Genomic DNA, 26100 nt, shown 5'->3' with positions numbered 1-26100 from the left:
CTAGCTCTTTGGAAGCTTCGATGACATTGGAGTAGTTTCCTGTTGCAAAATCGACTTTTATATATCTGTAGAGCCACTTTTTTCTCTGCGCCAAATCTTTTGATTTGAGGTTTTTGTCCGCCATCTTTTTAGCCAGCTCAAAGTCTGCACCCTTCATGGCACACTCATAAACCCCATCATCCCACTCATCTGAGAGTTCGATTTTGTACTGTGAGGAGATAAGAAGAACGCTGTTGCACTCTTTTACACTAAGTGCCTGTTTCATGGTTCCAATAGCTGCCTGAGTGATTACCTCTTGCACGTCAGGATACTCCTGCTGGCTGAGGCTTAAAAGCTCCCGCTCCATAGCGAGCGACTCAGCGAATCTCTCATTTTGCAAAAGAAGCTTTGCCTTCTCATATATGGCTTTATTTCCGATGCTGTCATTTTGATACTCTTGCATGAGCTTGTCGTACGTCTCAAGTTTTACCGAAGCATTTTCATCGCTGACATCAAAGAAGAGTGAATCTTTTGCAACTTGAACTTCCTCGGCATACATGCCGTCTTTAAAGCGCTCAAGATAGTTGTTAAGCGCGCTTAATGCCTCTTTCTTCATCTGGGTTTTGCTCAACCATATCCCGATGTTTCTGGCAAGCTCTTCATACACCTCTTGTGTAGGCTCAACATTTTCAAAAATAGCCTTTGCTATCCCCGCGGCTTGTACAAGCTCTGCGTTGTCTGCCAAATCATACATCATATCCATAGATTTATAGATGTTTATCTCTGAGAAGTATTTTGGCTTTGCTTTAATGATTTTATCTATCTGCGCAGCCGCCCCTTTTGCATTTGAGTTTGCTATATGGTTTTGCGCCAACTTAAATGCGGCTTCTGCTGCAACGTCTATGTTGTCACTCTGTGAGAGCACTTTTTCGTAAAGTCCTCTTGCTCTAACTAAACTACCATCGAGCTCAAGCGACTCTGCTAGATAAATATAACCCCAATAGGAGTGGACAGAACCTGCATGTTCACTAAAGAGTCTGTCAAAAAAGTAATCGGCATCGCTGTTTATGCCGAGTTTTGTATATGCTCTAGCAATTAGCGAAAGAACCTCTGCAACATTTTCATCTGATGAGTACTCTCTTAAGTACTCTTTTGCAGCTTCGACAAGCTTGTCATTTTCGTCTAGTTTTGAATAGGCTCTAATCTTATAAAAAAGTAGCTCTGCTCGAAAAAGCGAGTTTGGATACTCTTTCATAATATCATTTACCAACTCAAGCACAAACTCATAGTTTTTCTCTTCATAATATTTTTTGATTTTTATATATTCGGTTACATCCCCGACTTTTTTAAGATGAACCGGATTGCCCTTCATGTTTAGGCTGCCGACAAAGGGGAGCAGATCTTCAGCGTATGTAAATGGAAAATTTATTGCCGCTTCAGAGAATTCATGCTTCTGGATCAAAGGCATTTCATCTATATAGCCCACAATCATCCAGTGGTTTGAGAGTTTTATATCTGCGCTAAAAGTTGTATCATCTTTTTTGAGATCAAAAACAATAGGAAAGAGCTTCATCTTTTGATACGGTTTTATAACAAGAAAAAAGGTCTCTTGTTTTGCTTGCGTACCAATCTCAAAAAAATTGTTTTGGAGTTTTTGAAGTTTCTGTGAGGGAGATTTAGAGAATGCACAGACTATTTTGGAGACGGCGTTAAAGTCATCCCTAAACTCTTGGCAAAGAAATTTTTCGCTGTCTCTTATATGAAGAGTGGAGTATGATTGATGGTTCTCTTTTGCGCCTTGAAGAGATATTTCAAGGGCAAAAGTATTAAGAGATATAAAAAAAACAAGGAGCAGTGCTTTTAACAATTAAATACTCCTTCTTTCTATTTTAGTAGCCGCTATTATATACAAACACCGTAATAAAATCTAAAAGCTCATTTACGCCAACAAAAGCAAAAATAGTTCCTATGGCTGCTATGCCGATGATTGTCTTGAGCGGAAGCGTTGCATTTGCGCTGTAAACATGACCGCCATCTTCAACAATCGGATCTTTCATAAACATATAGACTATAAGCTTTAGGTAGTAATACCCAGCTATCGCGGAGTTAAGTGCCATAATAAGCGCTAAAACCGTATATCCGCCTGTAATTGCGGAACTTATCATATAGAGTTTACCCCAAAACAGAGCAAACGGAGGAAGACCCGCCAAACTTAACATAAACAGAGCCATAATAGTTGCAGCAACCGGCGCAGTTTTAATCATACCTGCAAATTTATTGTAGCTATGGTCTGACTGCTGGTGAGCAGGAAGATTTTTCTGTCTGCTTATCCAAAGCATCGAGAACGACCCTAGGTTTGTAAAGCTAAAGAGTATCCAGTATAGGAAAAGCGCGCTGTTTGACTGCGTCGTTCCGATTAGAATTGCCGCCATAACAAAACCTGCATGCGAGATTGAACTGTACGCAAGCATTCTTTTTACGTCTGTCTGAACAAGCGCCCAGACGTTAGCCATTGTCATGGTTAGAACCACGCCCATATATAGGATGACCTCAAGCCAAACTACGCCGCTGTGGATTAAGAACTCAAAGATTCTCATAGCAATGACAAAAGCCGCTATTTTAGGAACGATTGACATATAACCAGCAAGTGCAGCAGATGAACCCTCATAAACGTCAGGTGTCCATGTATGAAACGGAACCATTGAGAGTTTAAAGCCGAATGATGCAAGCAAGAAAACAACACCGATAAGCACAAATGCTATATCTTCATAGTTGTTGGCAGTTAGAACCGCTGCAATCTGGTTAATCTCAACAGAGCCTGTAAGCGCATAAAATATCATAGAACCGAAGCTGAAAAATCCAGCCGCTAGCGCGCCCATAGTAAAGTACTTAACAGCCGCTTCAAACGACTTGTCACGGTTATGCATTGCTATAAGCGTATAGAGTGCCAAAGAAGCAGTCTCAAGCCCTACAAATATAAGTATAAGATTGTCCGTTGCAACCATAAACTGGAAGCCCGCTATCATAAACAAAAATAGCGCAAAGAACTCAGGATAAGAGAACTCATGGAATCTCTTATGAGTAAGTGCCAGCGGGATAAAGAGCATAGAAGCACCGACAATAATAAACTGAGAAAGTATTGCCAAGCCGTCTATAAGCATAACGTCAAAGACACCCATAATCGTACCGTTTTGAGTAAATACGCCCGCAGAATCCATTAGTGCAACAAAGTCGACTCCCAAAACAAGGAGGCTCAGCATTACATAAAGAGACTTGTGTTGATCGCTCTTAAAAAGATCAATAACTATGATTAACAAAGCGCCGACGATTGGAATCAACATTGGCACAAGAGTCATTAAGTTTAACGACTCTATCGAAACATTTACCGGTGATAACATTATTGTGCCTCCTTAGCCGAAGTTCTTTTGATGATAATATCCAAACTAGGAATTCTTTTTTTTGCCTCTTCTGAAACCGCTTTTTCGTGCATCAATTGAATAACGCCCTCAACACTTGTGTTTATAGTTCCCAAAACAGGTTTAGGGTATATTCCAAGCCAGACAGTTATGATTGCAAGCGGTATAAGAGCAAGTAGCTCTCTTTTGTTAACATCAGGAAGGTTTCTATTCTCCTCATTTGTGATAACTCCAAAGAACATCTTTTTATAAGCCGCAAGCATATAGATAGCACCGACTATGATAGCCATACCCGCAAGAAGCGTTAAGATGTGTGACTGCTTATAAAAACCTAGCAAACTTAAAAACTCACCGACAAAATTGATAGTCAGAGGAAGACCCACAGAAGCCATAAGCATCAGACCAAATATAGTTGCATAACGCGGCATAACCGAAGCCAAGCCTCCAAACTCACTCATAAGCTTTGTGTGTCTTCTGTCGTAAATTACCCCTACAAGGAAGAAGAGCGCGCCTGAGACAACACCGTGCGCTATCATCAGGAAGATTGAACCTGAAATACCCTCGACATTGAGTGCGAACGTACCAAGGACAATAACACCCATGTGCGATACAGAGGAGTAAGCGACAACCTGTTTAATATCTTTTTGCGCGTATGCCACCATTGCCGTATAGATAATCATGATGATTGCCAAAATAGCTATCGGGAACATAAAGTAGACTGACGCATCCGGAAACAACGGAAGCGAAAAACGGATAAATGCGTATGTACCCATCTTTAGCAAAATTGCCGCAAGGATTACAGAACCGATAGTCGGTGCTTGACCGTGAGCATATGGCAACCAAGTATGGAAAGGGAACATAGGAACTTTGATCGCAAAACCGATAAAGAATGCGACAAACAACCACGTTTGGAAAGATTCAGGAAGAATCAGACGGTACCACTCTAAAATTGAGAAACTCCACTGACCTGTTGCCTGATAGTAGAAGTACGCCATAAAGAGCATACCCACAAGCATGACAAGCGAACCTGTAAATGTGTAGAGAAAGAACTTTACAGATGCGTAGATTCTAAGAGGTCCGCCCCATGCACCGATGATATAGAGCATCGGCACGAGTGAGAGTTCCCAAAATACATAAAACACGATAGCATCAAGAGCAGCAAAAACACCCACCATCGTCATCTGTAAAAACAGAAGCGTGATTATCATGTTTTTTATATCTTTGGTCTCGCCTAGTGAAGCGATACCTATCATGGTAAAAAATGCAGCAAGTATAATAATAAAGAGTGAAATTCCATCAACCCCTACTATATAGTTAATGCCGAATGTCGGAACAAGTGCAATGGTCTCCATAAACTGCATTCCTGATACATTTGAATCAAATGCAAACCACAACCACAGTGCAAGAAAAAACTCAATAGTAGCCACGGCAATACCGTAAGAGCGCATACTATCCTTGTTCACTACAAATCCAAGCATCGCTGCGAGTGCCGGGAAGAAAATTAAAATCGATAAAATATGATCCAACATCTATTAAACTCCTAAAGCTGAGAGAAATGTTTTGATTTCTCCAGAATGTCTTGCTGCAAGTCCAAAAACCACAGCCAATGAGAGCAGAACTACAGTTCCAGCTACCATCCACTTAAGCATAGTCGATAGATTACCGCTTTGCATAACTCTTGTTTTCTCGCCCGTTTGATAGAACACGTTTGCTATGCCATCAACAGTTGCATCAACAATTTTTTGATCAATTTTAGTCCAAAATATCTCTGAGAGTTCTCTATATGCTTTTACAATATAGTTTTCATAGAAGTACGGGATGTAGTACTGATTTATAAGTAGTTTATATCCAAAACTATTCTCCATCTTTGATGTTCCGTCCGGCACTTTGATATCTTTGCTTGTATATTTTTTGTACGCAAAAACAATTGCCGCGATTACAAAAAGCTGAGTTCCGATGGTCATAATCCAATACGTCGTAGCTGAGTGAACATGATACTCTGTTGCTGGAAGCAAATCTGTTACCATGTTGAAATATCCCATCTTAAACGCGCCTGCAATGATTGCAAGAAGCATAAGCGGACTCATTGCAACTAGCATAAACTTGTACGCTTCATGCGGATGAATACCGAAATGTTTATATCTGTCTTCACCGTGAAAGATGAGCGCTACAAGTCTAAATGAGTAAAACGCAGTCAGACCTGCAGTAAAGAGCAGCACTGTATAGATAATAAAGTGATGTTCAACAAACGCAACCTCTAAGATTAGATCTTTTGAGAAGAATCCCGCGAGTGGAAAGATACCTGCAAGTGCAACGGAAGCTACCGTCATCATAACAAACGTTCCCTTCATCACCTTGTTAAGACCACCCATTTTAAACGGATCAAGCTCATCGTGCATAGCATGCATAACGTTACCTGCGCCCAAAAAGAGAAGCGCTTTAAAGAATGCGTGAGCCATAAGGTGAAAGAGTGCAACCCAGTAAGCGCCCAAACCAGCAGCTGCAAACATGTAGCCAAGCTGTGAGAGCGTAGAGTATGCGATAACTCTCTTCATGTCGCGGTTTACAAGAGCCATTGACGCTGCAAAAAGTGCGACAAAAGCACCAAGAGAAGCGATAAAAAGCCCTACATTTGGAATCAAATCATAAAGAGGATTTGCACGGATAACAAGATAAACACCCGCTGTAACCATCGTAGCCGCATGGATAAGAGCAGAAACCGGAGTCGGTCCCTCCATCGCGTCTGCCAGCCAAGTGTGAAGCGGAAACTGAGCCGATTTACCCATAGCACCGATGAAGAGGAAGATTCCCATCCATGTCAATACATCTGTCTCTAAAGATGGCATTGCCGCGAAAGCTTCTGCATACTGAAGAGTTCCCGTGTTCCAATAAACTAAAAAGATACCGATTAGCATCCCAAGGTCTGCGATACGGTTCATAATAAACGCTTCGTTTGCTGCCCAAGTTGCGCTCTCTTTGTGGTACCAAAAACCGATAAGTCCCCATGAACAGAGACCAACGCCTTCCCAACCTATGAAAAGACCTGCAAAGTTATCACTCATAACAAGAACCATCATTGAGAAAACAAATGCCGACAGCCACGAGAAAAATCTGTTAAACCCTTTGTCGTGATCCATATAACCGATAGCGTAAACGTGAACAACAGTTGAGACCAAAGTCACGACTATCATCATAGTAACACTTACCTGATCGACTACGAATCCAAAAGGGATGTAAAGATTGCCAACTGCCATCCATGTCATCATCTCTACTTGTATTGTCTGTCCTGAGAGCATAACCACTGCAAGAAGTACCAAAGAGCTTAAAAAAGAGACTCCAAGAAGAATACTCGGAACGATTCCCGCGATTTTAGTTTTTGGCGATGCACCAAAAAGTGCGGCAAACAAAGAACCCACCAGTGGCGAGAAAAGTGCCGTATATAAAAAGAGTTCCATATCTTATCCTCTCATCGTTGACATGCTGTCAAGATCTATATTGTTATGTTTCTTATGCCAAACAATCAAAAGACCGAGTCCTACGGCTACCTCAGATGCGGCAATAGCTATAACGAAAAATGCAAACATCTGACCTGTCAAATCACCGTAATAGTGTGAAATTGCGGCAAAAGAGATATTTACAGAGTTCAAAAGTATCTCTGTTGCAAAAAATAGCATAAGGAGATTTTTTCTTCTCATAACCCCGACCAAACCAATAGCAAAAAGGATTGTCGAGAGTACAAGGTAGTGGTTAAGTCCTATTTCCATCATGAGAGCACCTTCTTATGTTTATCTTCTTCTCTCATCTTCAACAACTCTTGTTCATTCATAAGAGTAAGAGAGAGATCCATCTTCTTTCCTGCAAGTACAATCCCTGCAATCATAGCAACCAAAAGCATTACAGCCGCTACTTCAAAAGGAACAAGATACTTTGTAAAAAGAACCATACCGACCTCTTGGACGTTGCCTGCACCTTCAGTAACCGGATAAAGCGCTTCAATATTGCTTCCGACTATAGGAGCGGCAACTATAACAACAATCAGAGCAGCGCTTATAACGCTTAATCCCAAGATTATCGCCTTGTTACCCTGCTTCTCTTTTACATCTCTTGTCGTATCAAAGAACATCATACCAAAAGCATAAAGCGCCATAACTGCACCGGAGTAAACAACGATTTGAACCGCACCTAAAAAATCAGCGCCTAAAATAAAGAAAAACGCCGATATAAAAATCATTCCTGCTGCCAATGAGCTAAGAGCATATAACGCCTGTGAAGTCGTTACCGCTACATAGAACATCGAAATAGTCAAAAAGGCAAACAGATAAAATGCAACTGCTTCAAACATAATCAAACTCCTTAATATGCTAGAGGTGTTTTTTTAACACGCTCATCTTCATGTGGTGTAATCGCGCCGAAGCCTTCAAACTCAAGCTGAGTTCCGGCTTTCATCTTATCAAGCGGCGTCAACATATCCTCATACATTACAAAATGCTCTCTCTGATCACTCGCATTTTCATACTCGCCGCCATGCGTGATAGCAAGTTCTGGACAAACTTCCGCACAGTAGCCGCAGAAGATACAGCGACCCAGATTGATGCTGTATTCGCTAACCTCTTTGCGAGAGTTCTCATCGAGCTTAGTGTCGATTCTGATACAGTTAGAGATACAAATCTTCTCACAAAGTCCGCAACCGATACATCTCTCGGTATCTGACTCCCAAAGTCTTTTCATCTCATGAACAGCTCTGTAACGTGGACCTATAGGCATCTTTTCAGCCGGATACTGTACGGTGTGGACATTAAACTTTATCATCTCGCGAAGCACAACCCAAAGACCGACAAAAAGTTCGCCTCTGAAAGCTCTTTTGAGAACTCTTTGAAATTTACCCCATCCATCTGTGGGATAGTCGGCAATATCTACCATGTAGTAGTTGCTGTCTAATTCCGTAACATTTCTGTTGTTAAAATGCTCTTGTATATGTTCATTATGCATACTCACCCCTTACATCATTACTATTGCAGTTATAACTATATTTATCATAGCTATAGGCATTAAAACTTTCCAACACAACCACATCAACTGGTCAGGTCTAACATCAGGCCAAGCCGCTCTTGTCCACAAGAAAAAGAAGAAGAAGAATGCAACTTTAGCCAATAGTCCAAGTGCACCCAAAAAGCTTCCGTCTCCATAACCACCCACGAATAGAAGTGCCATAACAAAAGAGATAAAGAACATATTCGCATACTCGCCGATGAAGAAAAGACCCCATCTCATACCTGAGTACTCCGTTCCAAATCCGTCAATAATCTCATGATCGTTTGCTATCAGGTGAAACGGTGTACGACCTGTTTCAGCAAATGCCGCTATCCAGAAAAGTACAAACGCAACAGGCTGAGACCAGAGTATCCAGTCCGTAATTCCGCCTGCTTGATACTCGTTAAAGTCGATAAGAGATAAAGAACCGACCATCATAACAGGTGCTAAAATCGATAATCCTGTAATAACCTCATAAGAGATAAATATAGCAGCTGCCCTTGCCGCTGAGAGCAAAGCGAACTTGTTTGCAGATGCCATACCTCCAAGAAGAGGACCATAAAGTCCCACACCCATAATTCCAAGAATATAAAGAATACCGATATTGATGTCTGCTACAATCGGATGAACTTCGTATCCAAAAATCGTAAATGATGGTAAAAACGGGATAGCAGCTGCCGCCATAAAAGCAGTTGCAGCCGTAATAACCGGTGCGATTTTAAAGATACGACCGACTACGTTGGCAGGGACAATATCCTCTTTTGTAAAGAGTTTAATACCATCCGCCGCAACTTGTAAAAGTCCAAAAGGTCCGACATTGACAGGTCCAAGACGACGCTGCATAAATGCAAGAACTTTTCTCTCAAAGTAGGTACCTATTCCCGCTAATGCAGAAAATATAAGTAAAATGACGATGATTTTAATAACCGTCTCAATTAAATATGCCGTTTCCATATATTACACCTTTTCAATCGAAGCTGTTGCAAAGCGGTATGAGCTAAACAGTGCCTCTGAATTTAATTTAGAATCAAATGTCGGTAACAACACAATGTCACCGCTAATTTTATTGTCACTTACTATATTTGCCACAATTTCACCGCTTGCGCTCTTCACTCTCACGGTATCTCCTTCGTTAAAATCAGATCCACTTAAAAACTCCTCACTCATATAAACACCGCTTACCTCATCAAGGTTGGTGGTTTTATAGGTAAATGGAGTAAATTGTCTTACAGGATTTGCCAAATAGATGAGGCTGCCTTGCATCTTTTCATTATTAAATAGAGCAACAGACTCATCGCCGCTTTTTGCCGTAGCGATATTTTCCAATAGGTATCCGCGATGCTCCGTGCCGTCGTTGTCATAGTGGTTTGGAAGATTGTCAAACTCTTCTGCTCTAAACCCACTCTCTAGAGGAAGCATTTTCGTGTACTCAATAACAAGTTCAGCTTTTAAACCAAGCGCGTTTGCAATGTCGTTTAACTCATATCCGTTATAACCGATTGCCGCATTTGTCGGGTTTACTCTTTTATTGATGCTTGTAAGCGTTCCCTCTTGCTGATTAATAGCAGGCATATCCAAATCGCCATCGCCTAAAGCTGAGAGAGTAAAATCTCCCTTCGTGTTATAGCCTATAGAATATGCACCGGGCACTTCATCAAGCTCACAAATAAGCGCAACGCCGAGAGTGTTTGTCAGGTTCGGTATCATCGTAAGCTCAAACGCACTATATTTTTCAATAAGTGCTAAAAGACGAGCAAGATTTTTTGAGTTTGGATGAGTATAGAGGTCAGATCCTGCAATAAGTGCGAAACTATCTTTTTTAGCAAGATTTTTCTCTAAATTTTCCATAAACTTCTCATCAGCACCTAAAATCGCTAAAAGACGGTTATCATCTACCTCAACCTCTTTCGTGATTTTTTTAGGAACCATCTTTTTCTTCTCTTCCTCTACCTCTTCCTCTTCACCACTCTCTTCGTTTTTCTTCATAACTTTAACTATTTCGGTAATCTCTTCTTTGATTATCTCTTCAACAGTTATAGTTTTTGTTGAGTGAAACGATGCAAGATAAGAGACTATCTCGCTTGGAAGCTTCTCTTTATCAGCAAACAAGTCAAGAATCAGATAAAGAACAGCCTCTTCTTGCAGGGGTGCATGATACACACTCATAATACTTTTGCCAAATCCCTCAACAACAGGATCTTTTACAGGGTGGAAGTAGAGACCCGCGCCCTTGTTTACTGTTATAGAGTTATTTAGAGCATAGCGTGCATTTGGATTGTCACTCTTAATAGCAGTTCCCACAGAGATAATAAAATTTGCGTTGTGAGTAGCTTCAAGATCGTAACCGTATAGTTTTGTGCCGCTTATCTCGCTGTAATTGTTTAAAAATGTCTGAAACGCTTTTGCTTCACTGTTTATAAGCTTATAGCCGAACTTCTCTTTTAGTTTTTGCAAAAGAAGAGCCTCTTCGTTTGTGATGGTAGATGTAAATTTAAGAGTGTCAGCTTTTTTAAACGCTTCTAAAGCATTTGCAAACGCTGCTTCATCTCTACTCTTTACCTCATTTTGGTAATCAAATCCGTATCTTCCTGCGCCGCAAAGTGAAACATAGTTCCACTCGTTCATAACGCGGTAGATCTTCTCATCAGTGTTTTCAATGCTTGTATGTTTTACATCGTAACTTATTTGACATCCCGCAGAACAGTGTCCGCATGTTGCAGGAATTTGCTTAAGTTCCCATGCATTTGAAGTATAGATAAAGTGTGTATCAACAAGCGCTCCAACCGGACAAACAGCAGCACACTCGCCACAACTTGTACAATCAAGCATCTCTTCACCGCTCGTTAAGCCGATAAGGGATTTGTTGAGCTTGTTCCACATAGCATACGCGTCTTTTGGCATGCTCTCTTTATACTCTGCTTCAAGTGCATCTGCACCGCGCGGTACTGTTTTGAGCGAATTGTCGCCTATCATATCTTTACATGCAGTGACACATCTCTCACAAACGATACAAAGACCCGGGTTGTAGTGAATATGTCCCCAGTCAATATCGCTTCTATCTACATCCTTAACTGCATAGTTCTGTGCATCCACGCCCATCTCTAAAGTATAGTTTTGAAGCTCGCACTCGCCTGATTGATCGCAAACACCGCACTGAAGAGGATGATTTACATCGTAAACCTCCATGATTGCGCGGCGCTCTTTGATAATATTTTCAGTCGATGTTACAACGCTCATTCCCTCTTTTGATTTTGCGTTACATGCATATACCTGTTTGCCGTCGGCTTCAACAAGACAAAGACGACATGCAAGTGTCGGGCTGCATCTTGTCAAATAACAGATCGCCGGTATAAAGATATCGTTCGCGCGGGCAGCATTGAGTATATACTCGCCCTCTTGAGTCTCTATCTCTCTTCCATCAATATTTATAGTAATTTTACTCATTACATTACTCTCACTATCTTGGATTTTTCAAATCTATATCTACCCGCATCTACACTTATGTCAAAGGTAGGATTAAGCGCTACAGTTCCTTTTAGTTCGCTATCTAGCTTGAATTTTCTTTGGATTTTTGTTTTACCAAAGCTAATCTCAACCATATCTCCATCCGAAATTCTAGCAGCTACACTAAACTGTGCAGAGCCGTGCAGGAAGTTATCCTTAGGAAGCTGCTCCGCTTTTAGGGTGTAGTTGTTAAACTGAAGCACAGGATCACATTGGTAGATGATGGTACCGTTAAACTCAGGCAGATCATCAAGCTCTTCCAATTCTCCGCTTGCTTCAAGAGCAACCTCATCAAGCAGATATCCGCGGTTATCTTCACCCAGAGGAGATAAAAAGTTCTCTAAATCATCAAAAGCAATGGTTTTAAATCCAGCCTCTCTCCTAAGCTCTTGCGTATAGTGGGTGGTCTCATCTTTATGGACTCCCAACGCTTTTGCTAAGTCATTGAGCGTGTATCCGCTGAACTGCAGCGCAACGTTTGTCGGAAGCACTCTGTTGTCAATGTTTACAACCGTTCCCTCTTGCTGATTAAGAGCAGGTATCGCCAAGTCGGCACTGCCCAGCGAAGAGATAACAAAGTCGCCCTTTGCGTTATATCCCACTACGTTTTCTATATTCTCATCGCGCTCAAGTGTATTGATAAGCGATACGCCAAGGGTATTTGCCTCACGAGGAACTACAACCAAAGAGAAATCACTGTACTTCTCAATAAGTGCCGCAAGCATAGCTATATTGCCTGCTCTCTCATGCGCTATAAGATCGTTGCCGATGATAAGTACTCTCTTTTTTGCTCTTGTGAAAGATTTACTCATATAGGAGAGTTCCTCTTCGCCGATATTTGTCTCAGCATATATGTAACCAAGATCAAGATCATCAAAAAATGCTCTCTCGCTCTCAGTTAAATCAGCATCTTTGAGTATCTCATAAGCCAGAAGCGCCATAACACCCTCTTCTGTTCCAACTTCATACTTCATCATCTGCGTCATGACGTTTTGCATCAACACATCTTCCATAGGGTGCGCGTAAACAATTTTTGCACCGTTATGTTTTGAAGCCGTTGTAAGTGCATATCTCACGCCCGGATTGTCCGTTGCTATTCTGCTTCCTATAACGATTGCCGCATCTGACTGCTTAATCGCATCAAGAGAACCGCTGTGGTGGAGTTTTCCGCTTAGAGAGCCGTATGACTTCATAAATTCGCCAAAGAGTCTTGCATCTTCATTGAAAAGCTTGATTCCAAGCTTCTCTTTTAAAAGCTGTAAAATATGCGCCTCTTCATTTGTAATAATAGAAGAGAAACGGATTGCTTTTGCGTTTTTCAAAGCCTCTACTGCTTTGTTAAATGCGCTCTCCTCACTACTCTGTTTGTTGTCAAAATCAAAACCGAAGCGTCCTGCCCCGCAAAGCGACATAAATTCAAAGTTGTTTTTTACTCTAAATATCTCATCTGCGCCGTTAATCGAGCTGTGTCTTGTCTCATACTCCAATGGGCATCCCGCCGAGCAGTGAGCACATGTTGCAGGAACGCGTTCAAGCTCCCATGCATTTGCCTTGTAGCGAAAACCGCTGCTTGTCAGTGCGCCAACAGGGCAAACTGCAATGCATTCTCCGCAGAATGTACAATCAAGCATCTCGCTGTTTTTTGGGATAATAGTTGAGCTGTATCCGCCGAATTTAACCTCTATAGCATCATCGCCGATAACCTCATTGCAGACATGAACGCACTTTTCGCACATTATACAAAGGGACGGCTCATAATCTATAAGTCCCCAATGTTTAATCTCTCTAAGCTGATCACGAGCTGAAAAATTTTGGCGTTCTACACTAAACTCCAACGTTTTATTTTGAAGGTCACACTCTCCTGATTTATCGCAAACACCGCACTCAAGAGGATGGTTTACATCATAAAGCTTCATGATGTTTACTCTCTCGTTTTGCAGAGCATCATTGTTTGTAGTTATCTCTATACCCTCGGTTGGAGGCGTGTTGCAGCTTAAAACAAATCCATCTACACCGTTTGCTTCAACAACACACATACGGCAAGATGCACATGGGGAAGTTTTAGAGATATAGCACATTGTAGGTATATAGATTCCGTTTTTACGAGCTACACTTAAGATAGTCTCGCCCTTTTGCGCTTGGACTTGGATACCGTCAATTGTAAAATTAATTATTTTATTCATAGCATCCATCCTTTACGCCTGCACCATTGCAATATAGTAACAGCGCATGCATCTCTCTGCTTCACTCATAGCTTCTTCTTGGGTAAAACCTAGATTTACCTCTTTGTTATTGTATTTTCTATCTTCAACATCAAGAACCGTAGAGTGCTGGCGAGGTATGCCTGGCAGCCATCCGGTAACTTTCTCTTTTTTATCATAAACGCGAAGCTTTCTTAAGTGGTCTTCCATAATCTCATCATCACTTAAACTAACCTCTCCACTCTGAACATAACGTGCCATTACTGAAGCCGCGCGTTTTGCCTGTCCTACTGCATTTACAATCGTCATAGGTCCGTATTCACAATCCCCTGAGGCAAAAATACCCTTGCGAGATGTCATATAATCTTTGCCGTTTGTCTTAATGGTTGCCCATGAAGTTTTCTCAATCTCCCACTCTTCGGGAAGAAGCTTCAAGTCAGCCGACTGCGAAACTGCAGGTATAAGATAATCCGCCTCGATTACATAAGAAGCACCCTCTATTTTCACAAGCTCTGCGCGTCCTCCGTTTGGATCAGGAACAAGCTCAAACTTGTCTACCAAAAGAGATTTTAAGAGATTATCCTCATCTCTCATCTCGGCAACTGCTGAGTGAAAAAGGAACTCAACGCCCTCTTCTACCGCCTCGTGATACTCTTCATAGGTAGTATTTTTTATGATAGTCTTCTCATCTCTTCGGTAAATCATATAAACTTTTTTCGCATTTGCTCTAATTGCACAGCGAACAACGTCCATAGATGTAAAACCGCCGCCGACGCACACAAGAGTTTTACCTGTCAAATCAACATAATCAGTTGTTAAAAGGTTCTCTTCCTGCTCTGCCTTTGAGATTGTATAGCCGTATTTTTCGTAGAGATTTACCTTGTCCAAAAAGTCGATTGCGCCCCAGTAACCTCTAATCTCCGGTCTCTCGTTTTCACAATAGACTTTTTTAGAGATTCTTGTTCCAGTTGCCACCATAACCGCATCATACTCGTTCTCAAATCTTCTCATGTCATCGGCATTGATTTTAGAGTTCGTTATAAAATTAACTCCCATATCTCTGACACACTCAATATCTTGATTGTACTTAGCTATAGGCATTCTGTACTCAGGTACGCCTACTGCAACTTCACCGCCAAGAACAGGAAGCTCCTCGTAAACATCAACATCAATTCCCTCAGCTGCAAGATAGTAAGCAGTTGTAAGCCCTGCAGGTCCTGCACCGATAACTGATACTCTCTTACCGATGCTAGGCTTCTTATCCATAGGATGAAAAAAGTCATACCCATGATCAGTCTCCCAATCAGCACCAAGACGCTTTAGAGCCATAATTGATATCGGCTCATCAAGATTTGTACGACGGCATGCATCCTCACATGGATGCGGGCATACACGACCGCAAACGTGCGCAAGCGGCATAGTTTGGCGCGTTGCCATAAGCGAATCGTCCATTCGTAAATCTCTTACGCCCTCAATGTAGGCCGGAATATCTACATGAGAAGGACAAGCATCAGAACATGGCGATGTTATTTTTGCAATATAGCCAATCTCATCACCATAATGCTTAGAAGGTTTCTGCTCGTTTATGCACTCCATAAAAACATCTTCAAAGTGCTTCATTAGATCAATAATCGGATTTGGAACAGTTTTGCCAATCTCACATTTTGAAGTGATTTGCATACTTTTACCGATCTCCCTTAGATGGTCCAAATCAGCTACACTTCCCTCACCGCGAGCGATTTTGTCGAGCTGGTCATATAAAATACGTCCGCCCCAACGCCCAGGTGCACATCTCCCGCATGCCTCAGAATACTCCTGATACTGTGCAGCGTACTCCATAGCCAAACGGATTACGTCTACATCTTCATCAAAAAGCGCCACGCCGTCCCAGCCTATAAAAGCTTTGGACTCTCTATGGCTGTCATACTGTGCAGGCAGGTTGTAAGCTGATTCTTCCCACTCCTCTTGCGGCTTGTTAATATTGTTTATAAACTCACCGTTCCAAGTAGAAAAATATACTTTACTCAAAATTCAAATCCCACTTATTTTTTTGTTACGATAGTCCAGTCGACTTCGTTGAACTTTAAAGAGTTTAACAACTCATATCCGCACTCTTTTACCAAATCAGCTGATTTTTGAATAGGTGAAAAATCACCTATCTCAAATAAAAAAATTGCAACTTCCCCAGCTTTGTGAGATGTTAAAATCTCTCTCATGCGAGGCTCAAAACCATCTTTTAAATGTCTTAAATCATATCTTTTCATTAGCGGTCTACCTCTCCAAAAACGATATTAGTCGTACCGATAATCGAAACAACATCCGGAATATAGTGACCCGGCAGAAGGTCTGTTAAAATCCCCGTGTGCCAGAATGACGGCGCGCGAAGTTTTAGTCTGTACGGGTACGGTCCGCCTTGAGAGTTGATGTAAAAACCAAGCTCGCCTTTTGGGGACTCAGTTGCCACATACACCTCTCCGACCGGAGGTCTCATACCCTGCGTTACAAGAACAAAGTGCTGCATCAAAGAGTAGTTTTGCGTCATGATGTCAAGCTTTGGAGCAGAGACATATTTCGGCGCATGAGCCATTAGTTCAGTCTGTCCATCTTTGACACATTTTTCGTACATGTCGATTGTCTGATAAAGAATCTTTGCAGACTCTCTCATCTCTTCCATGTAGATGCGGTATCTTGCAAAGTTGTCGCCTTTGTCAGAGTAAGGAACACGAAATTCTACCTCATCATAAAGCTCATAAGGCTCCTCTTTGCGGATATCCCAAGCAACGCCTGAAGCTCTTAGCATTGGACCTGTACAACCCCATGAAAGCGCCATCTCTTTTGAGATAGTTCCCACCTCTTCCATTCTCATAAGCCAGATACGGTTAGTATCAAGAAGATCTTCATAATCTTTGATATTTGCAGGAAGCTTGTCCAAAAATGTTCTTAGCTGAGCTATAAAACTATCTTGAATATCCAGAGGAACTCCACCGATACGGATAGCCGCATGGGTAAGTCTAGCACCACAATACCCCTCGATAATGTCCATCAAATACTCTCTCTCGCGGAAAGCAAAAAGAAAAACCGTCATAGCGCCGATGTCAAGAGCAGTAGTTGCGAGCCAAAAAAGGTGGCTCATCAAACGGTTGATCTCTAGAAGCATCATACGGATAACTTTTGCACGGCGAGGCACTTCAAGACCTATAAGTCTCTCAACTGCCAGAGCAAATCCGTAGTTGTTTGAAGATGATGCGATGTAGTCCATACGATCCGTTGTCGGCATAAACTCGTTATAGATCATATTTTCAGCCATCTTCTCCATACCGCGGTGAAGATACCCTATATCCGGATGCGCTTTTACTATCATCTCTTGTTGAAGGTGAAGCATTAAACGTAACTGTCCGTGAGCTGAGGGATGCTGAGGACCGAAGTTTAAAATCATCTCATTGTCTTCTCTATCAAAAGTGATATTTTCAAAAAATGGGCTTAATCTGTTTTTTACTTGCATGGTACTCCCTATCTTTGAGGGTCGTCAATAACGACCGAATCTTTTTTATCGAATTTTTTAATCATGAAAACACCACCCTCTTCTTGATAGTTTTGCTCATTTTTAGGCTCATTACCAGTGATTTTGGTCCCCTTAGGCACTTCATGTCCAAGACGTGCAAATCTCTCGCTGTCGTAACGGTCAACTTTTGCAGTATCGCGAAGTTCAGGCCCGATAATATCGCGTGCCTCTTTGCCGTAAATCTTGTCAACTTCATACCACGCAGCAAACTCATCGCCTTGCAATGGATATGTTTTTAGAAGCGGATGTCCCTGCCAATCGTAAGGCATAAGAATTCTTTTCATAAACGGATGTCCGTTTGCTTCGATGCCGAACATGTCAAACATCTCTCTCTCAGACCAATCAGCAGAGCGAAAAAGCTTCTCAACAGAGTTTACCGCCTCACCTTTGTTTATAAACATTTTAATGCGCAGACGCTTGCGTTTGTTCATGCTTAGCATCTGGTAAAAAATCTCAAAACCGCCACTCTTTGCAAGCCAGTCAATCGCGCTCATCTCGCTTAGCTGCGTGTATTCACATTCGTCTCTTAAGAGTTCCAAAACTTTGTAGTTGTCTTCAGGCTTGATAAAAACAACCATTTGACCTACTTGGATATATGCATCAAGAACATCAAATTTTGCTTTGATAGCTTCTAAATCTGCAGCAAAAACCTCATCACTCTCTACCGCGTTTTTTGGAACCTGGGGAGAGACATAAAATCTGTCCGTGTAGTACGCTTTTTTCTGTACATCGTCTTTAGGTTTATAAGCTCTCATTACATCAACCTTTTAGCTTTTTGCGCTCTTGAAGCATGGTTCGCACGAATCTTTTTTTGTAGTAGCATAACACCGTACTGAAGTGTTTCCGGTCTTGGCGCACAACCCGGAAGATAAAGGTCAACAGGGATGATTCTATCAACTCCCTGAACAGTAGCGTAAGTGTTAAACATACCGCCCGTATTTGCACATGAACCCATTGAAATAACCCATTTTGGCTCAGTCATCTGATCGTAAAGTCTCTTGATGAACTCGGCATGTTTTTTAGTAAGCGTTCCTGCAACTATCATAACGTCGGCTTGACGCGGAGAGGCTCTAAAGATTGTTCCAAATCTATCGAAGTCATATCTCGAAGCACCCGAAGCCATCATCTCGATACCGCAGCAAGCAAGACCGTAAGTAAGCGCCCAAATAGAGTTTGAACGTCCCCAGTTTACTATCTTGTCTATACTTGTTAGTGCAACCGGCAATCCGCCATTTTGCGTATAATTTATTTTATGTTGTGCCATTCAAGCGCTCCTTTTTTCCATGCATAAATAAAACCGATTGTTAAAAGCAGTATAAACATTAACATCTCGGCAAAACCAAACCATCCAAGCAGTTTAAAGTCAACAGCCCAAGGGAACATGAAGACTATCTCTACATCAAAAAGCAGAAAAAGCAGAGCGAAAAGATAGAACTGCGGAGAGATTCTGTTTGGCTGTTTTGTAATCTCAGGTCCACACTCATACACCGATAATTTAATTTTTTCATTGCTCTTAGCCGCTAACGCGCGACTTGCCAAACGTGCTATTACCGTCGTCGTTATAAATGCACCGAATGTCAGAAGAAAAAGTACAAACACCCCAAAATACGGATTTGAAGTCACTACATGCTCCATATAACCTACCTTTGTTATTGTTATTGTTTTAAAACGCATAAAAACATAAGTCGTTTGACTTAAATATTTTCACTTATTTTTAGAAAAAACAGTTGGATGGATTGTAGCAAAAAGAGTATTAAATAAAAGATTAAGAGGATATTTGAGATGGTTGCTGTTACTAAATACTACATATTTTTTTGCTCTTTCACTGCCTATGTGTATAATTGAAACACAAATAGCTGAAGATAGTTACAAACTCTATATTTGTAACGCTACCTGGTTAGATAGCGCTTTCTTTTTTGCTCTTTTAGTTTGTCCGTATCTACAACAATAAAGCCATCAACACAGTTTTCAAACTCTTTGTCCTTTCCAAAATCAACAAACTCTACGCCGCCCGCATCACATAGTTCACTATACTGTTTATAAAGCGTTGGGATTGCATAGCCCATTATTTGAAGCTCATGCTTTAAGATGAGAATATCTTTCTCATAATCGTTATTAAAAAAGAGCTCGTTAAATCTTTTTTTCATAGTTTCATCCATAAGATAACTCTCCCGGTGCTCTACGCTTTTTACTTTGGAGCCGAAATAGTTCATGTAAAAATAGACCAAAATTGCGACTGCCTCATCACTGTAGGAGCCTGATATACTGACGCACCCAAACATATAACGAACGTCTGGGTTTGTTCTTAGGTATGCGCCGATTCCCTGCCATAGGTAATCAAGCGCTCTTGAGTTCCAATATTTTGGCTGCACAAAACTGCGCCCAAGTTCAATAGAGTTTTGCAAATAGTTCTTAGACTCAATCTTAAACTCAAAAAGCGTTGAAGTATAGAGCCCATCAACTCCATAAGCATCCACCATTTCGCTTGCTTTTACTACTCTGTATGAGCCTACAATCTCCAAATCTTTGTCATCCCAGAGAATAATATGCTCATAACAGTAGTCAAAATCATCTATGTCTCTCTGCTTTCCGCTTCCCTCTTTTACCTGCCTGAAGCTAATCTCGCGAAGTCTGCCTATCTCTTTAATGAGCACATTTTCATCCGCATTGGCATAGAGATAAATCTTCTTGCCATCCGTTGTCTCGCCTATCTCTTTTGCATTTTGAAGCTCTTTTTTAAGCTCTTGCCTATTCTCCGCCAAAGCTATGCCGTTGTGTGTTTTAAAGATGCCTTTTTCTTTTTTTGCCACTTTATAGAAGTGCTTGCGCAGAAGTTTTACTCTGTTTGAGATCTCAATATTTGGCGCATAGTAGCTCTCGTAAGGAATGCTCTTGCCTATGGTAAAAGAGATGTTTTTGTTGTAGTGCTTAAACATCTCATGGGGAATTGTCGCCGTTGCAAGAGATTTGTTTATCATGGAGAGCAAATAGAAGGTTTTTGAATTTTTTGCGTCGATATATATAGGCAAAATCGGGGACTTGGTATTTTGCGCTATCTTTAAAAATCCTTTTTTCCATTTGGTGTCTTTTATGCCGTTTGGACGCGCGCGGCTCACTTCGCCTGAAGGAAAGATGACGACAACCTGCTCTTTTTTAAGCGCTTCATAAATCGCCTCCACAGAGCCTCTTTGCATCTTTCCTTTTATATTTTCTATGGGAATAAGCACCTCATTAAGGTTTTTAAACTCTTCCAAAAAATTAGATGCAACTATTTTTACATCTTTTCTTACATCTTTGATAACATTTAAAAGTGCCAAAGAGTCAAGTGCGCCCAGAGGATGGTTTGCAATGATGACAACTCTGCCGTAAGATGGAATCCTTGAGAGCTGATTTTTGTTTATGTTAATGTCAATACTAAAATAGTCAAGTACAAACTCAATAAAATCAAACGCATCGAGATGTCTGTTTTTTAACAAAACGTCATTTATCTCATCTTCATGAAAAGCTCTTTTGAAAAAAGAGAGCACTCCGTTTCGCACAAGAGTCGGCCATTTGGCAAAAGAGGGGTAGTTGTGGTTAAAATAGTTCTCTACGCTTAGCGACATATTACGCCACCATGTAGATAGAGATTAGATATTTGGCAATATCTTTTGGGGCGCAATCTCCTCTAACATACTCCTCTTCGAGGTAATCCCACTCATCATGAACCATCTCTCTGGCTTCATCGGGATTTATATTGTAGTATTTAACAAGGCGGTTGATTATGGCTGTCGTAAAAGCTAACATTTAGCTCTCCTGATAACAAATTTAATAGTAGAATTTTGCATCAAATTTGTTACAGGCTAGTTACCAAAGGGTTACTGGAGTATTACATTAAGAATCAGTAGAGGATTTTATCCTCTTTTGCGCTCCACACTTTAAAAGGCTCTAAACACTCCTCTCTGTCTATATTTTTAAACTCCAAAACTTCTTTTTCGTAAAACTCTTGGTCTCTAAAGCCTATCGCATCAGCGTCTTTGCTTGTTGCGCCGTAGTAAATTATTTTGATGTTTGCCCATTTTATAGCGCCTAAACACATGGGGCATGGCATACATGTAGTGTAGATTTCGCATCCGCTCAGATCAAACGTCTTTAATTTTTTTGAGGCTTTTTTGATTGCGTTTATCTCGGCATGGGCTGTGGGGTCACTGTTTTTTAGGACTTGATTGTGCGCTTTTGAGATAATTTTACCATTCTTTACTATCACGGCTCCAAAAGGTCCGCCGTGATTGTGTTCTACGCCGTTCAATGCCTCTTTTACCGCCTGGAGCATAAAGTTGTTCATATTATTTACTCTATCTTGTTTGTTTTTAAAATCTATACTTTAACTCTACACCGACCTCTTTGGTACTATTTTCAGGTTCATAGTAATAATCTTTAATTTCAGAGTCTTCTATTTTCCAGTAGTTAAAAAAAGCGCCTATGGACCAACTCTGCTGCTCATAAGCAGAGTTTATTCGAAAACCGTAGCCGCTTTTTTGCTCATGCACAAGATCACTATAGAATGGGCTCACATCCGAAAGATAGCTTTTTTGCTCACCCCATGCAAAATAGTCATACTCAATATTTGTTGAGATACGAGCACTGTTGCCAACTCTGAAACGGTGATTAACCCCGATTGGAATATAGAGATACTGGCTTGTACGACGGTATCCTCCGCTTCCAAGGTCTCTTAAATCATTCTCTAGTACACGGTATCCGACACCTATATATGAGCCTAAAAGGAAACCGTCTACAATTTTTTCTTTAGCCACAACAAGACGCATTTCATGCAAATCATCTGAAACATCGCCCACTCCAGAAGCGCTCTTGTACTCTACATCTCCGGTTGCATAACGAAATTCACCTTTAAGATAATACTCATCAGCAAGGGTTTTAGTCGCTGAGGCAGAAAGTCCATATTTTGTGCCCTTGTTAGACATAAAAAAAGCGCCATCTACCTCTTCTTCGTACTCATAGAGGTATGACTGCACTCCAACTTCAAACGAGTCAACAGTTTTAAGAGAGAAGTTTCTCTCAAACGTATCTGCTTCAGCCAAACTAATAATCAAAAAACAAAATAACGATGCTGCTATACTTTTTTTCATTAATCTCTCCCAGCTTAATTTTTAACATAATATCATAAGATTACAGAAAGTTACTTGTTTAAAAATCCCATCATCTTCTCACTGTCAAAACTTGCATCTTTCTCTTTTTTGATCTCTTGCTCGAAATCTTCGAGTGTAAAAACAGGTTTTTCTCTCACGGCTACTTTGTATGCGGTGTTTTTAATCACTAAGCTTATCTGCCCGCCCGTTAGAGAGTAGCTTGCAAGCTCGTTTACATCAACGCTATCTTCATAAGGTGCATTTTTAGGAAGCATTTTGTTCCAAAGTGAGAGTCTCTGCTCTTTGTTTGGCTTTTTAAACTCTATTTTGTAGTTAAAACGTCTTGAGAATGCTTTGTCGATATTCTCAAGAAGGTTTGTCGTAGCAATTAACACGCCCTTAAACTTCTCAATCTGCTCCAAAAAAATATTTTGCATCTGGTTGTGCATCTGGTCGGCGCCGCTACTTGCCCCGCTTGAACGCGCACCCAAAAACTGGTCTGCCTCGTTTAGCAAAAGTATAGGTTCCGTCTTTGTTTTTTCGCACAAATCGTAAAAAGTGTCAAAAATTTTACGCACATTTTTCTCGCTCTCTCCAACATACATAGAGAGAATTTTTGAGCAGTCAAATGCCAAAACCTGACGTTTTAGAGACTTTGCAAGCGAATATGCCGTCATGGTTTTACCAGTTCCAGCCGCACCGTAGAAGATGATTCTTGCATCAATGCCGCTTTTTTTATCTTTGATGCCCCACTCTACAAGTCTGTGTACAACCTCTTTATCGAGCTGTCTCATAAGATTTTTAAGCGTCTCTTGCGTCTCTTTTGCAAGTACAACATCTTCAAGCGATGTCTCAGGCTCTACAAGCTCAAAAATATCCTGTTCATCTATAAGCGTGTTGAGTTTTATGCGGCGAACTTTTTTGTTTTTTTGCGGGTGGATGATGCTTTGGAGAATATCATCTACAATATAAAAAGCGCGCGAAATTCCACCAAAAGGGTTTAACATCTCCTCATAATCAATGATTCCGTCATTTATAAGGTTTGAACCATCTTCCAAAAGTGAGCGGTTTTTTATGCGATCATACTCATCAAGCGATATTAGCTCTATAAGCGTGTTCATCTCGCGCAAAGAGGCATCCGTCGCGCTGTATTCTTCACGAAGAAGGGCAAGAAAAATAACCTGCTCTTTTGAGTCCATCTTCTTTTGCTTGAAGAACTTATCGAGTACCAGCTTTCCAACGGTTTGCGCCACTCTCTCTTCTATGCGTTTTTCCAAGAGGTTTAGTTTTGCCTGCGTTCTGTCAATCCCCAAAGAGTGCTCATGTACGTTTTGGCGAATGGCACTCATCTTTTGGTAGAGATCTATACGCAAAAACTGATCTTGAAGATACTCAAGGTGATCAGAATAGGGCTTAATGTCAGGCAGTTCACTCTCGAGCGCCCCATCTTGAAGTAGCTTAAGAAACGAAGGAGAGAGTCCGACTGCACTGTTTAAAAGCTCTAAGGGTGTTACGTCTGAGATTTTTATGGGAGTAAAGCTCTGCTGATGCAGCCAACCGAGTTCCAAAAGAAGCTTTACCTCTGTTATGTGCTTAATAGCTTCATATTTTTCACTGCCGTACATCTCCTGCAAAAGGTCAAGAATCAAAGCATCATCTTCTCCGCGCATATACCTTTTCGCAAGTGTCTGCAGCAATTGTGCTTCTGTTTTACTACATTTTAATTGCGCGTAAATAAGTGTTTTTTCTATATTTTTTGCTTCTAAAAAATCGATTAATGTTTCCAAATATATCCTTAAAATTTATACTCTAAAGCCGATGAGACCATCAGCACGTTTGCGTTTGAAAATTCGCCATCGAGCGTGCCGTTTGAGACTGTCCTGTCCTCTCTTATGGAGTACAAAGCTGCCAATCCTATATTTATCTTCTCATTTATTTGATACCTTGAGCCAAAAGAGAAAGAGACTGAGTCGCTGTCTGGCAGTTCAAATCCGAGCGTTGCATCCGGTGCAGGCGACTCATCTATAACGACACCGCCCATGAACGTGAGTGCATCCAACTTTTGCATAACACCAAAACGAAAAACATTTGTGTCTTTGTAATTTTTTGCTATCGGCGTGCCAAAAACGACATTTGTAACAGGATTTACACCCTCGCCATAGTTAAAATCAAGCTCTTTATACTCCGACCAAAAATTTCTCTCATAAACAAACTCAAAAGTTGTTTCGCTTTCCAATGTGTAAGCAACTGCGACATTTAAAAGTGCAGGAACCGGCACGCTTACCGATGCGCTGCTTGTCGAACTGTTTGCCAAATAAGAGAGAGTGGCATCGCCATCAATACTCAAATTTACTTTTGAACGGTACGTTAATGCAAGTTCCAATTCGGATATCGGTTTGTAAGATAGTGCCAAATTATACCCAAAATCTATAGAATCACCCTCCATATCTCGTGATGCGATAGGCGAGCTGCTTCTCACTACTCCCTCTGAGTAGATTGCTCTAATACCCAGCGCAACGGCAATTTTATCGCCTATCGGGAGCGCAACACTCGGATTTACCTCAACACTTTGGAGCGAAAACTCCTGCGCACTGTAAATAGCAGGAGCATCATCCCACCTCTTTGAGAGTCCTGCTGGAGAGACTACGCTAAGTCCAAAACGTGCACCGCCAATCTCATGTGAGACATAGTGAAGTGAGGGGACAATAAAGTTCTCTTTTTTCGACTCTATATCTATGCCCGCCGCTTTATAGTTTACATCGCTAAGCCCGATGTAGATCAGATTTGCTTCCATAACTGATTCATTTTTCATAAAAACCATATTTGCAGGGTTGTAGTACGCCGAATCGGCGCTTGAAACATGTGCAACATTTGCGGCACTGAGTGCAACAGAGTTTAAAGAGGTCTCTGGTATCTTATATCCCCCCGCAAACAGAGCGCTCCCCAACATTAAAAACAGAGTAATATTTCTCACTTATCTTCCCTTCTCCCTTAATTTTCAAAAGAGTAAAGCAGCGCTATCTCTTCTTTCCAGATGCTATCATCGATTGTCTCAAGAATAAGCGGGATATCATCCATTCTCTTATCATTCATGATAAATTTAAAAGTGTCAAGCCCGATTTCGCCTTTGCCCAAAGAGTGATGTCTGTCAACATGTGAGTCAAACTTTGCTTTTCAGTCATTTATATGCATCCCCATCAGGTACTTAAACCCTACGATTTTCTCAAACTCACTCCACGTTTTATCGTAAGCCTCTCTTGTTCTTATGTCGTAACCTGCCG

Annotated in this window: 22 protein-coding genes and 1 pseudogene; all 23 read right to left on the bottom strand. The window is 41.1% G+C overall.

What is annotated here, in order from left to right:
* Positions 1 to 1846: flagellar protein (locus RQ763_RS00920; RefSeq protein ID WP_314150558.1), on the bottom strand; the 1846-nt coding region annotated here is incomplete at its 3' end.
* Positions 1847 to 1868: 22 nt separating this feature from the next.
* The gene (nuoN, locus tag RQ763_RS00915; protein ID WP_314150557.1) at positions 1869 to 3377 is read right to left on the bottom strand and encodes an NADH-quinone oxidoreductase subunit NuoN; all 1509 of its coding nucleotides are present in this window, start codon (positions 3375 to 3377) and stop codon (positions 1869 to 1871) included.
* Entirely contained in the window at positions 3377 to 4924 is a 1548-nt protein-coding gene (locus tag RQ763_RS00910) for an NADH-quinone oxidoreductase subunit M (RefSeq protein WP_314150555.1), read from the bottom strand. Before RQ763_RS00910 ends, nuoN begins: the two co-directional genes overlap by 1 nt.
* 3 nt (positions 4925 to 4927) lie before the next feature.
* Complete coding sequence (gene nuoL / locus RQ763_RS00905; protein ID WP_314150554.1) at positions 4928 to 6850, bottom strand: NADH-quinone oxidoreductase subunit L; 1923 nt, start codon at positions 6848 to 6850, stop codon at positions 4928 to 4930.
* A 3-nt stretch (positions 6851 to 6853) separates the two neighbouring features.
* Positions 6854 to 7162 (bottom strand): NADH-quinone oxidoreductase subunit NuoK, encoded by a 309-nt coding sequence (gene nuoK, locus RQ763_RS00900; RefSeq protein WP_294927830.1) that lies wholly within the window; start codon positions 7160 to 7162, stop codon positions 6854 to 6856.
* On the bottom strand, positions 7159 to 7737 hold the full coding sequence (locus RQ763_RS00895; RefSeq protein ID WP_314150553.1) for an NADH-quinone oxidoreductase subunit J: 579 nt from the start codon (positions 7735 to 7737) through the stop codon (positions 7159 to 7161). Before RQ763_RS00895 ends, nuoK begins: the two co-directional genes overlap by 4 nt.
* Before the next feature lie 11 nt (positions 7738 to 7748).
* Positions 7749 to 8384, bottom strand: coding sequence for an NADH-quinone oxidoreductase subunit NuoI (nuoI, locus tag RQ763_RS00890; RefSeq protein ID WP_314150552.1), 636 nt, complete (start codon positions 8382 to 8384; stop codon positions 7749 to 7751).
* 9 nt (positions 8385 to 8393) lie between these two features.
* Positions 8394 to 9380, bottom strand: coding sequence for an NADH-quinone oxidoreductase subunit NuoH (nuoH, locus tag RQ763_RS00885; RefSeq protein WP_314150551.1), 987 nt, complete (start codon positions 9378 to 9380; stop codon positions 8394 to 8396).
* Positions 9381 to 9383: 3 nt separating this feature from the next.
* Complete coding sequence (locus RQ763_RS00880) at positions 9384 to 11870, bottom strand: NADH-quinone oxidoreductase subunit G (RefSeq protein ID WP_314150550.1); 2487 nt, start codon at positions 11868 to 11870, stop codon at positions 9384 to 9386.
* A complete protein-coding gene (locus RQ763_RS00875) occupies positions 11870 to 14113 on the bottom strand; it encodes an NADH-quinone oxidoreductase subunit G (protein ID WP_314150549.1) in 2244 nt (747 codons plus the stop codon). Before RQ763_RS00875 ends, RQ763_RS00880 begins: the two co-directional genes overlap by 1 nt.
* A gap of 12 nt (positions 14114 to 14125) precedes the next feature.
* Positions 14126 to 16159 carry an FAD-dependent oxidoreductase gene (locus RQ763_RS00870; protein WP_314150547.1) on the bottom strand — a complete coding sequence of 678 codons (2034 nt, stop codon included), beginning with the start codon at positions 16157 to 16159 and terminating at the stop codon, positions 14126 to 14128.
* A gap of 14 nt (positions 16160 to 16173) precedes the next feature.
* A complete protein-coding gene (locus RQ763_RS00865; RefSeq protein ID WP_314150546.1) occupies positions 16174 to 16395 on the bottom strand; it encodes an NADH-ubiquinone oxidoreductase subunit E family protein in 222 nt (73 codons plus the stop codon).
* Positions 16395 to 17633 carry an NADH dehydrogenase (quinone) subunit D gene (nuoD, locus tag RQ763_RS00860; RefSeq protein WP_314150545.1) on the bottom strand — a complete coding sequence of 413 codons (1239 nt, stop codon included), beginning with the start codon at positions 17631 to 17633 and terminating at the stop codon, positions 16395 to 16397. Before nuoD ends, RQ763_RS00865 begins: the two co-directional genes overlap by 1 nt.
* Before the next feature lie 8 nt (positions 17634 to 17641).
* On the bottom strand, positions 17642 to 18448 hold the full coding sequence (locus tag RQ763_RS00855; protein WP_314150544.1) for an NADH-quinone oxidoreductase subunit C: 807 nt from the start codon (positions 18446 to 18448) through the stop codon (positions 17642 to 17644).
* Entirely contained in the window at positions 18448 to 18957 is a 510-nt protein-coding gene (locus RQ763_RS00850; protein ID WP_137014965.1) for a NuoB/complex I 20 kDa subunit family protein, read from the bottom strand. Before RQ763_RS00850 ends, RQ763_RS00855 begins: the two co-directional genes overlap by 1 nt.
* Entirely contained in the window at positions 18939 to 19328 is a 390-nt protein-coding gene (locus RQ763_RS00845) for an NAD(P)H-quinone oxidoreductase subunit 3 (RefSeq protein ID WP_294927860.1), read from the bottom strand. Before RQ763_RS00845 ends, RQ763_RS00850 begins: the two co-directional genes overlap by 19 nt.
* A 254-nt stretch (positions 19329 to 19582) precedes the next feature.
* On the bottom strand, positions 19583 to 21298 hold the full coding sequence (locus tag RQ763_RS00840) for a lysophospholipid acyltransferase family protein (RefSeq protein ID WP_314150542.1): 1716 nt from the start codon (positions 21296 to 21298) through the stop codon (positions 19583 to 19585).
* Between the two features lies 1 nt (position 21299).
* Positions 21300 to 21479: a hypothetical protein gene (locus tag RQ763_RS00835; RefSeq protein WP_314150541.1), complete on the bottom strand. Its 180-nt coding sequence runs from the start codon at positions 21477 to 21479 to the stop codon at positions 21300 to 21302.
* A gap of 94 nt (positions 21480 to 21573) precedes the next feature.
* Positions 21574 to 22017 carry a nucleoside deaminase gene (locus tag RQ763_RS00830; RefSeq protein ID WP_314150540.1) on the bottom strand — a complete coding sequence of 148 codons (444 nt, stop codon included), beginning with the start codon at positions 22015 to 22017 and terminating at the stop codon, positions 21574 to 21576.
* 25 nt (positions 22018 to 22042) lie between these two features.
* Positions 22043 to 22819: a hypothetical protein gene (locus tag RQ763_RS00825; protein ID WP_314150539.1), complete on the bottom strand. Its 777-nt coding sequence runs from the start codon at positions 22817 to 22819 to the stop codon at positions 22043 to 22045.
* 50 nt (positions 22820 to 22869) lie between these two features.
* Positions 22870 to 24606 (bottom strand): ATP-binding protein, encoded by a 1737-nt coding sequence (locus RQ763_RS00820; RefSeq protein ID WP_314150538.1) that lies wholly within the window; start codon positions 24604 to 24606, stop codon positions 22870 to 22872.
* Between the two features lie 8 nt (positions 24607 to 24614).
* The gene (locus RQ763_RS00815; protein WP_314150537.1) at positions 24615 to 25793 is read right to left on the bottom strand and encodes an OmpP1/FadL family transporter; all 1179 of its coding nucleotides are present in this window, start codon (positions 25791 to 25793) and stop codon (positions 24615 to 24617) included.
* A gap of 17 nt (positions 25794 to 25810) precedes the next feature.
* Positions 25811 to 26100, bottom strand: a pseudogene (locus tag RQ763_RS00810) (TIM barrel protein); the annotation flags it as partial.

The organism is Sulfurimonas sp. (assembly GCF_032250635.1).
In the GTDB taxonomy this organism is placed as follows: Bacteria; Campylobacterota; Campylobacteria; order Campylobacterales; family Sulfurimonadaceae; genus Sulfurimonas.
The sequence above is the reverse complement of the archived record's forward strand: the minus strand, read 5'-3'. Positions and strand labels throughout refer to the sequence as shown.

Excerpts from the sequence above, each read along its gene's own strand:
- nuoN (WP_314150557.1), bottom strand. The coding sequence starts at position 3,377 with ATGTTATCACCGGTAAATGTTTCGATAGAGTCGTTAAACTTAATGACT.
- RQ763_RS00910 (WP_314150555.1), bottom strand. The coding sequence starts at position 4,924 with ATGTTGGATCATATTTTATCGATTTTAATTTTCTTCCCGGCACTCGCA.
- nuoL (WP_314150554.1), bottom strand. The coding sequence starts at position 6,850 with ATGGAACTCTTTTTATATACGGCACTTTTCTCGCCACTGGTGGGTTCT.
- nuoK (WP_294927830.1), bottom strand. The coding sequence starts at position 7,162 with ATGATGGAAATAGGACTTAACCACTACCTTGTACTCTCGACAATCCTT.
- RQ763_RS00895 (WP_314150553.1), bottom strand. The coding sequence starts at position 7,737 with ATGTTTGAAGCAGTTGCATTTTATCTGTTTGCCTTTTTGACTATTTCG.
- nuoI (WP_314150552.1), bottom strand. The coding sequence starts at position 8,384 with ATGCATAATGAACATATACAAGAGCATTTTAACAACAGAAATGTTACG.
- nuoH (WP_314150551.1), bottom strand. The coding sequence starts at position 9,380 with ATGGAAACGGCATATTTAATTGAGACGGTTATTAAAATCATCGTCATT.
- RQ763_RS00880 (WP_314150550.1), bottom strand. The coding sequence starts at position 11,870 with ATGAGTAAAATTACTATAAATATTGATGGAAGAGAGATAGAGACTCAA.
- RQ763_RS00875 (WP_314150549.1), bottom strand. The coding sequence starts at position 14,113 with ATGAATAAAATAATTAATTTTACAATTGACGGTATCCAAGTCCAAGCG.
- RQ763_RS00865 (WP_314150546.1), bottom strand. The coding sequence starts at position 16,395 with ATGAAAAGATATGATTTAAGACATTTAAAAGATGGTTTTGAGCCTCGC.
- nuoD (WP_314150545.1), bottom strand. The coding sequence starts at position 17,633 with ATGCAAGTAAAAAACAGATTAAGCCCATTTTTTGAAAATATCACTTTT.
- RQ763_RS00855 (WP_314150544.1), bottom strand. The coding sequence starts at position 18,448 with ATGAGAGCTTATAAACCTAAAGACGATGTACAGAAAAAAGCGTACTAC.
- RQ763_RS00850 (WP_137014965.1), bottom strand. The coding sequence starts at position 18,957 with ATGGCACAACATAAAATAAATTATACGCAAAATGGCGGATTGCCGGTT.
- RQ763_RS00845 (WP_294927860.1), bottom strand. The coding sequence starts at position 19,328 with ATGGAGCATGTAGTGACTTCAAATCCGTATTTTGGGGTGTTTGTACTT.
- RQ763_RS00840 (WP_314150542.1), bottom strand. The coding sequence starts at position 21,298 with ATGTCGCTAAGCGTAGAGAACTATTTTAACCACAACTACCCCTCTTTT.
- RQ763_RS00835 (WP_314150541.1), bottom strand. The coding sequence starts at position 21,479 with ATGTTAGCTTTTACGACAGCCATAATCAACCGCCTTGTTAAATACTAC.
- RQ763_RS00830 (WP_314150540.1), bottom strand. The coding sequence starts at position 22,017 with ATGAACAACTTTATGCTCCAGGCGGTAAAAGAGGCATTGAACGGCGTA.
- RQ763_RS00825 (WP_314150539.1), bottom strand. The coding sequence starts at position 22,819 with ATGAAAAAAAGTATAGCAGCATCGTTATTTTGTTTTTTGATTATTAGT.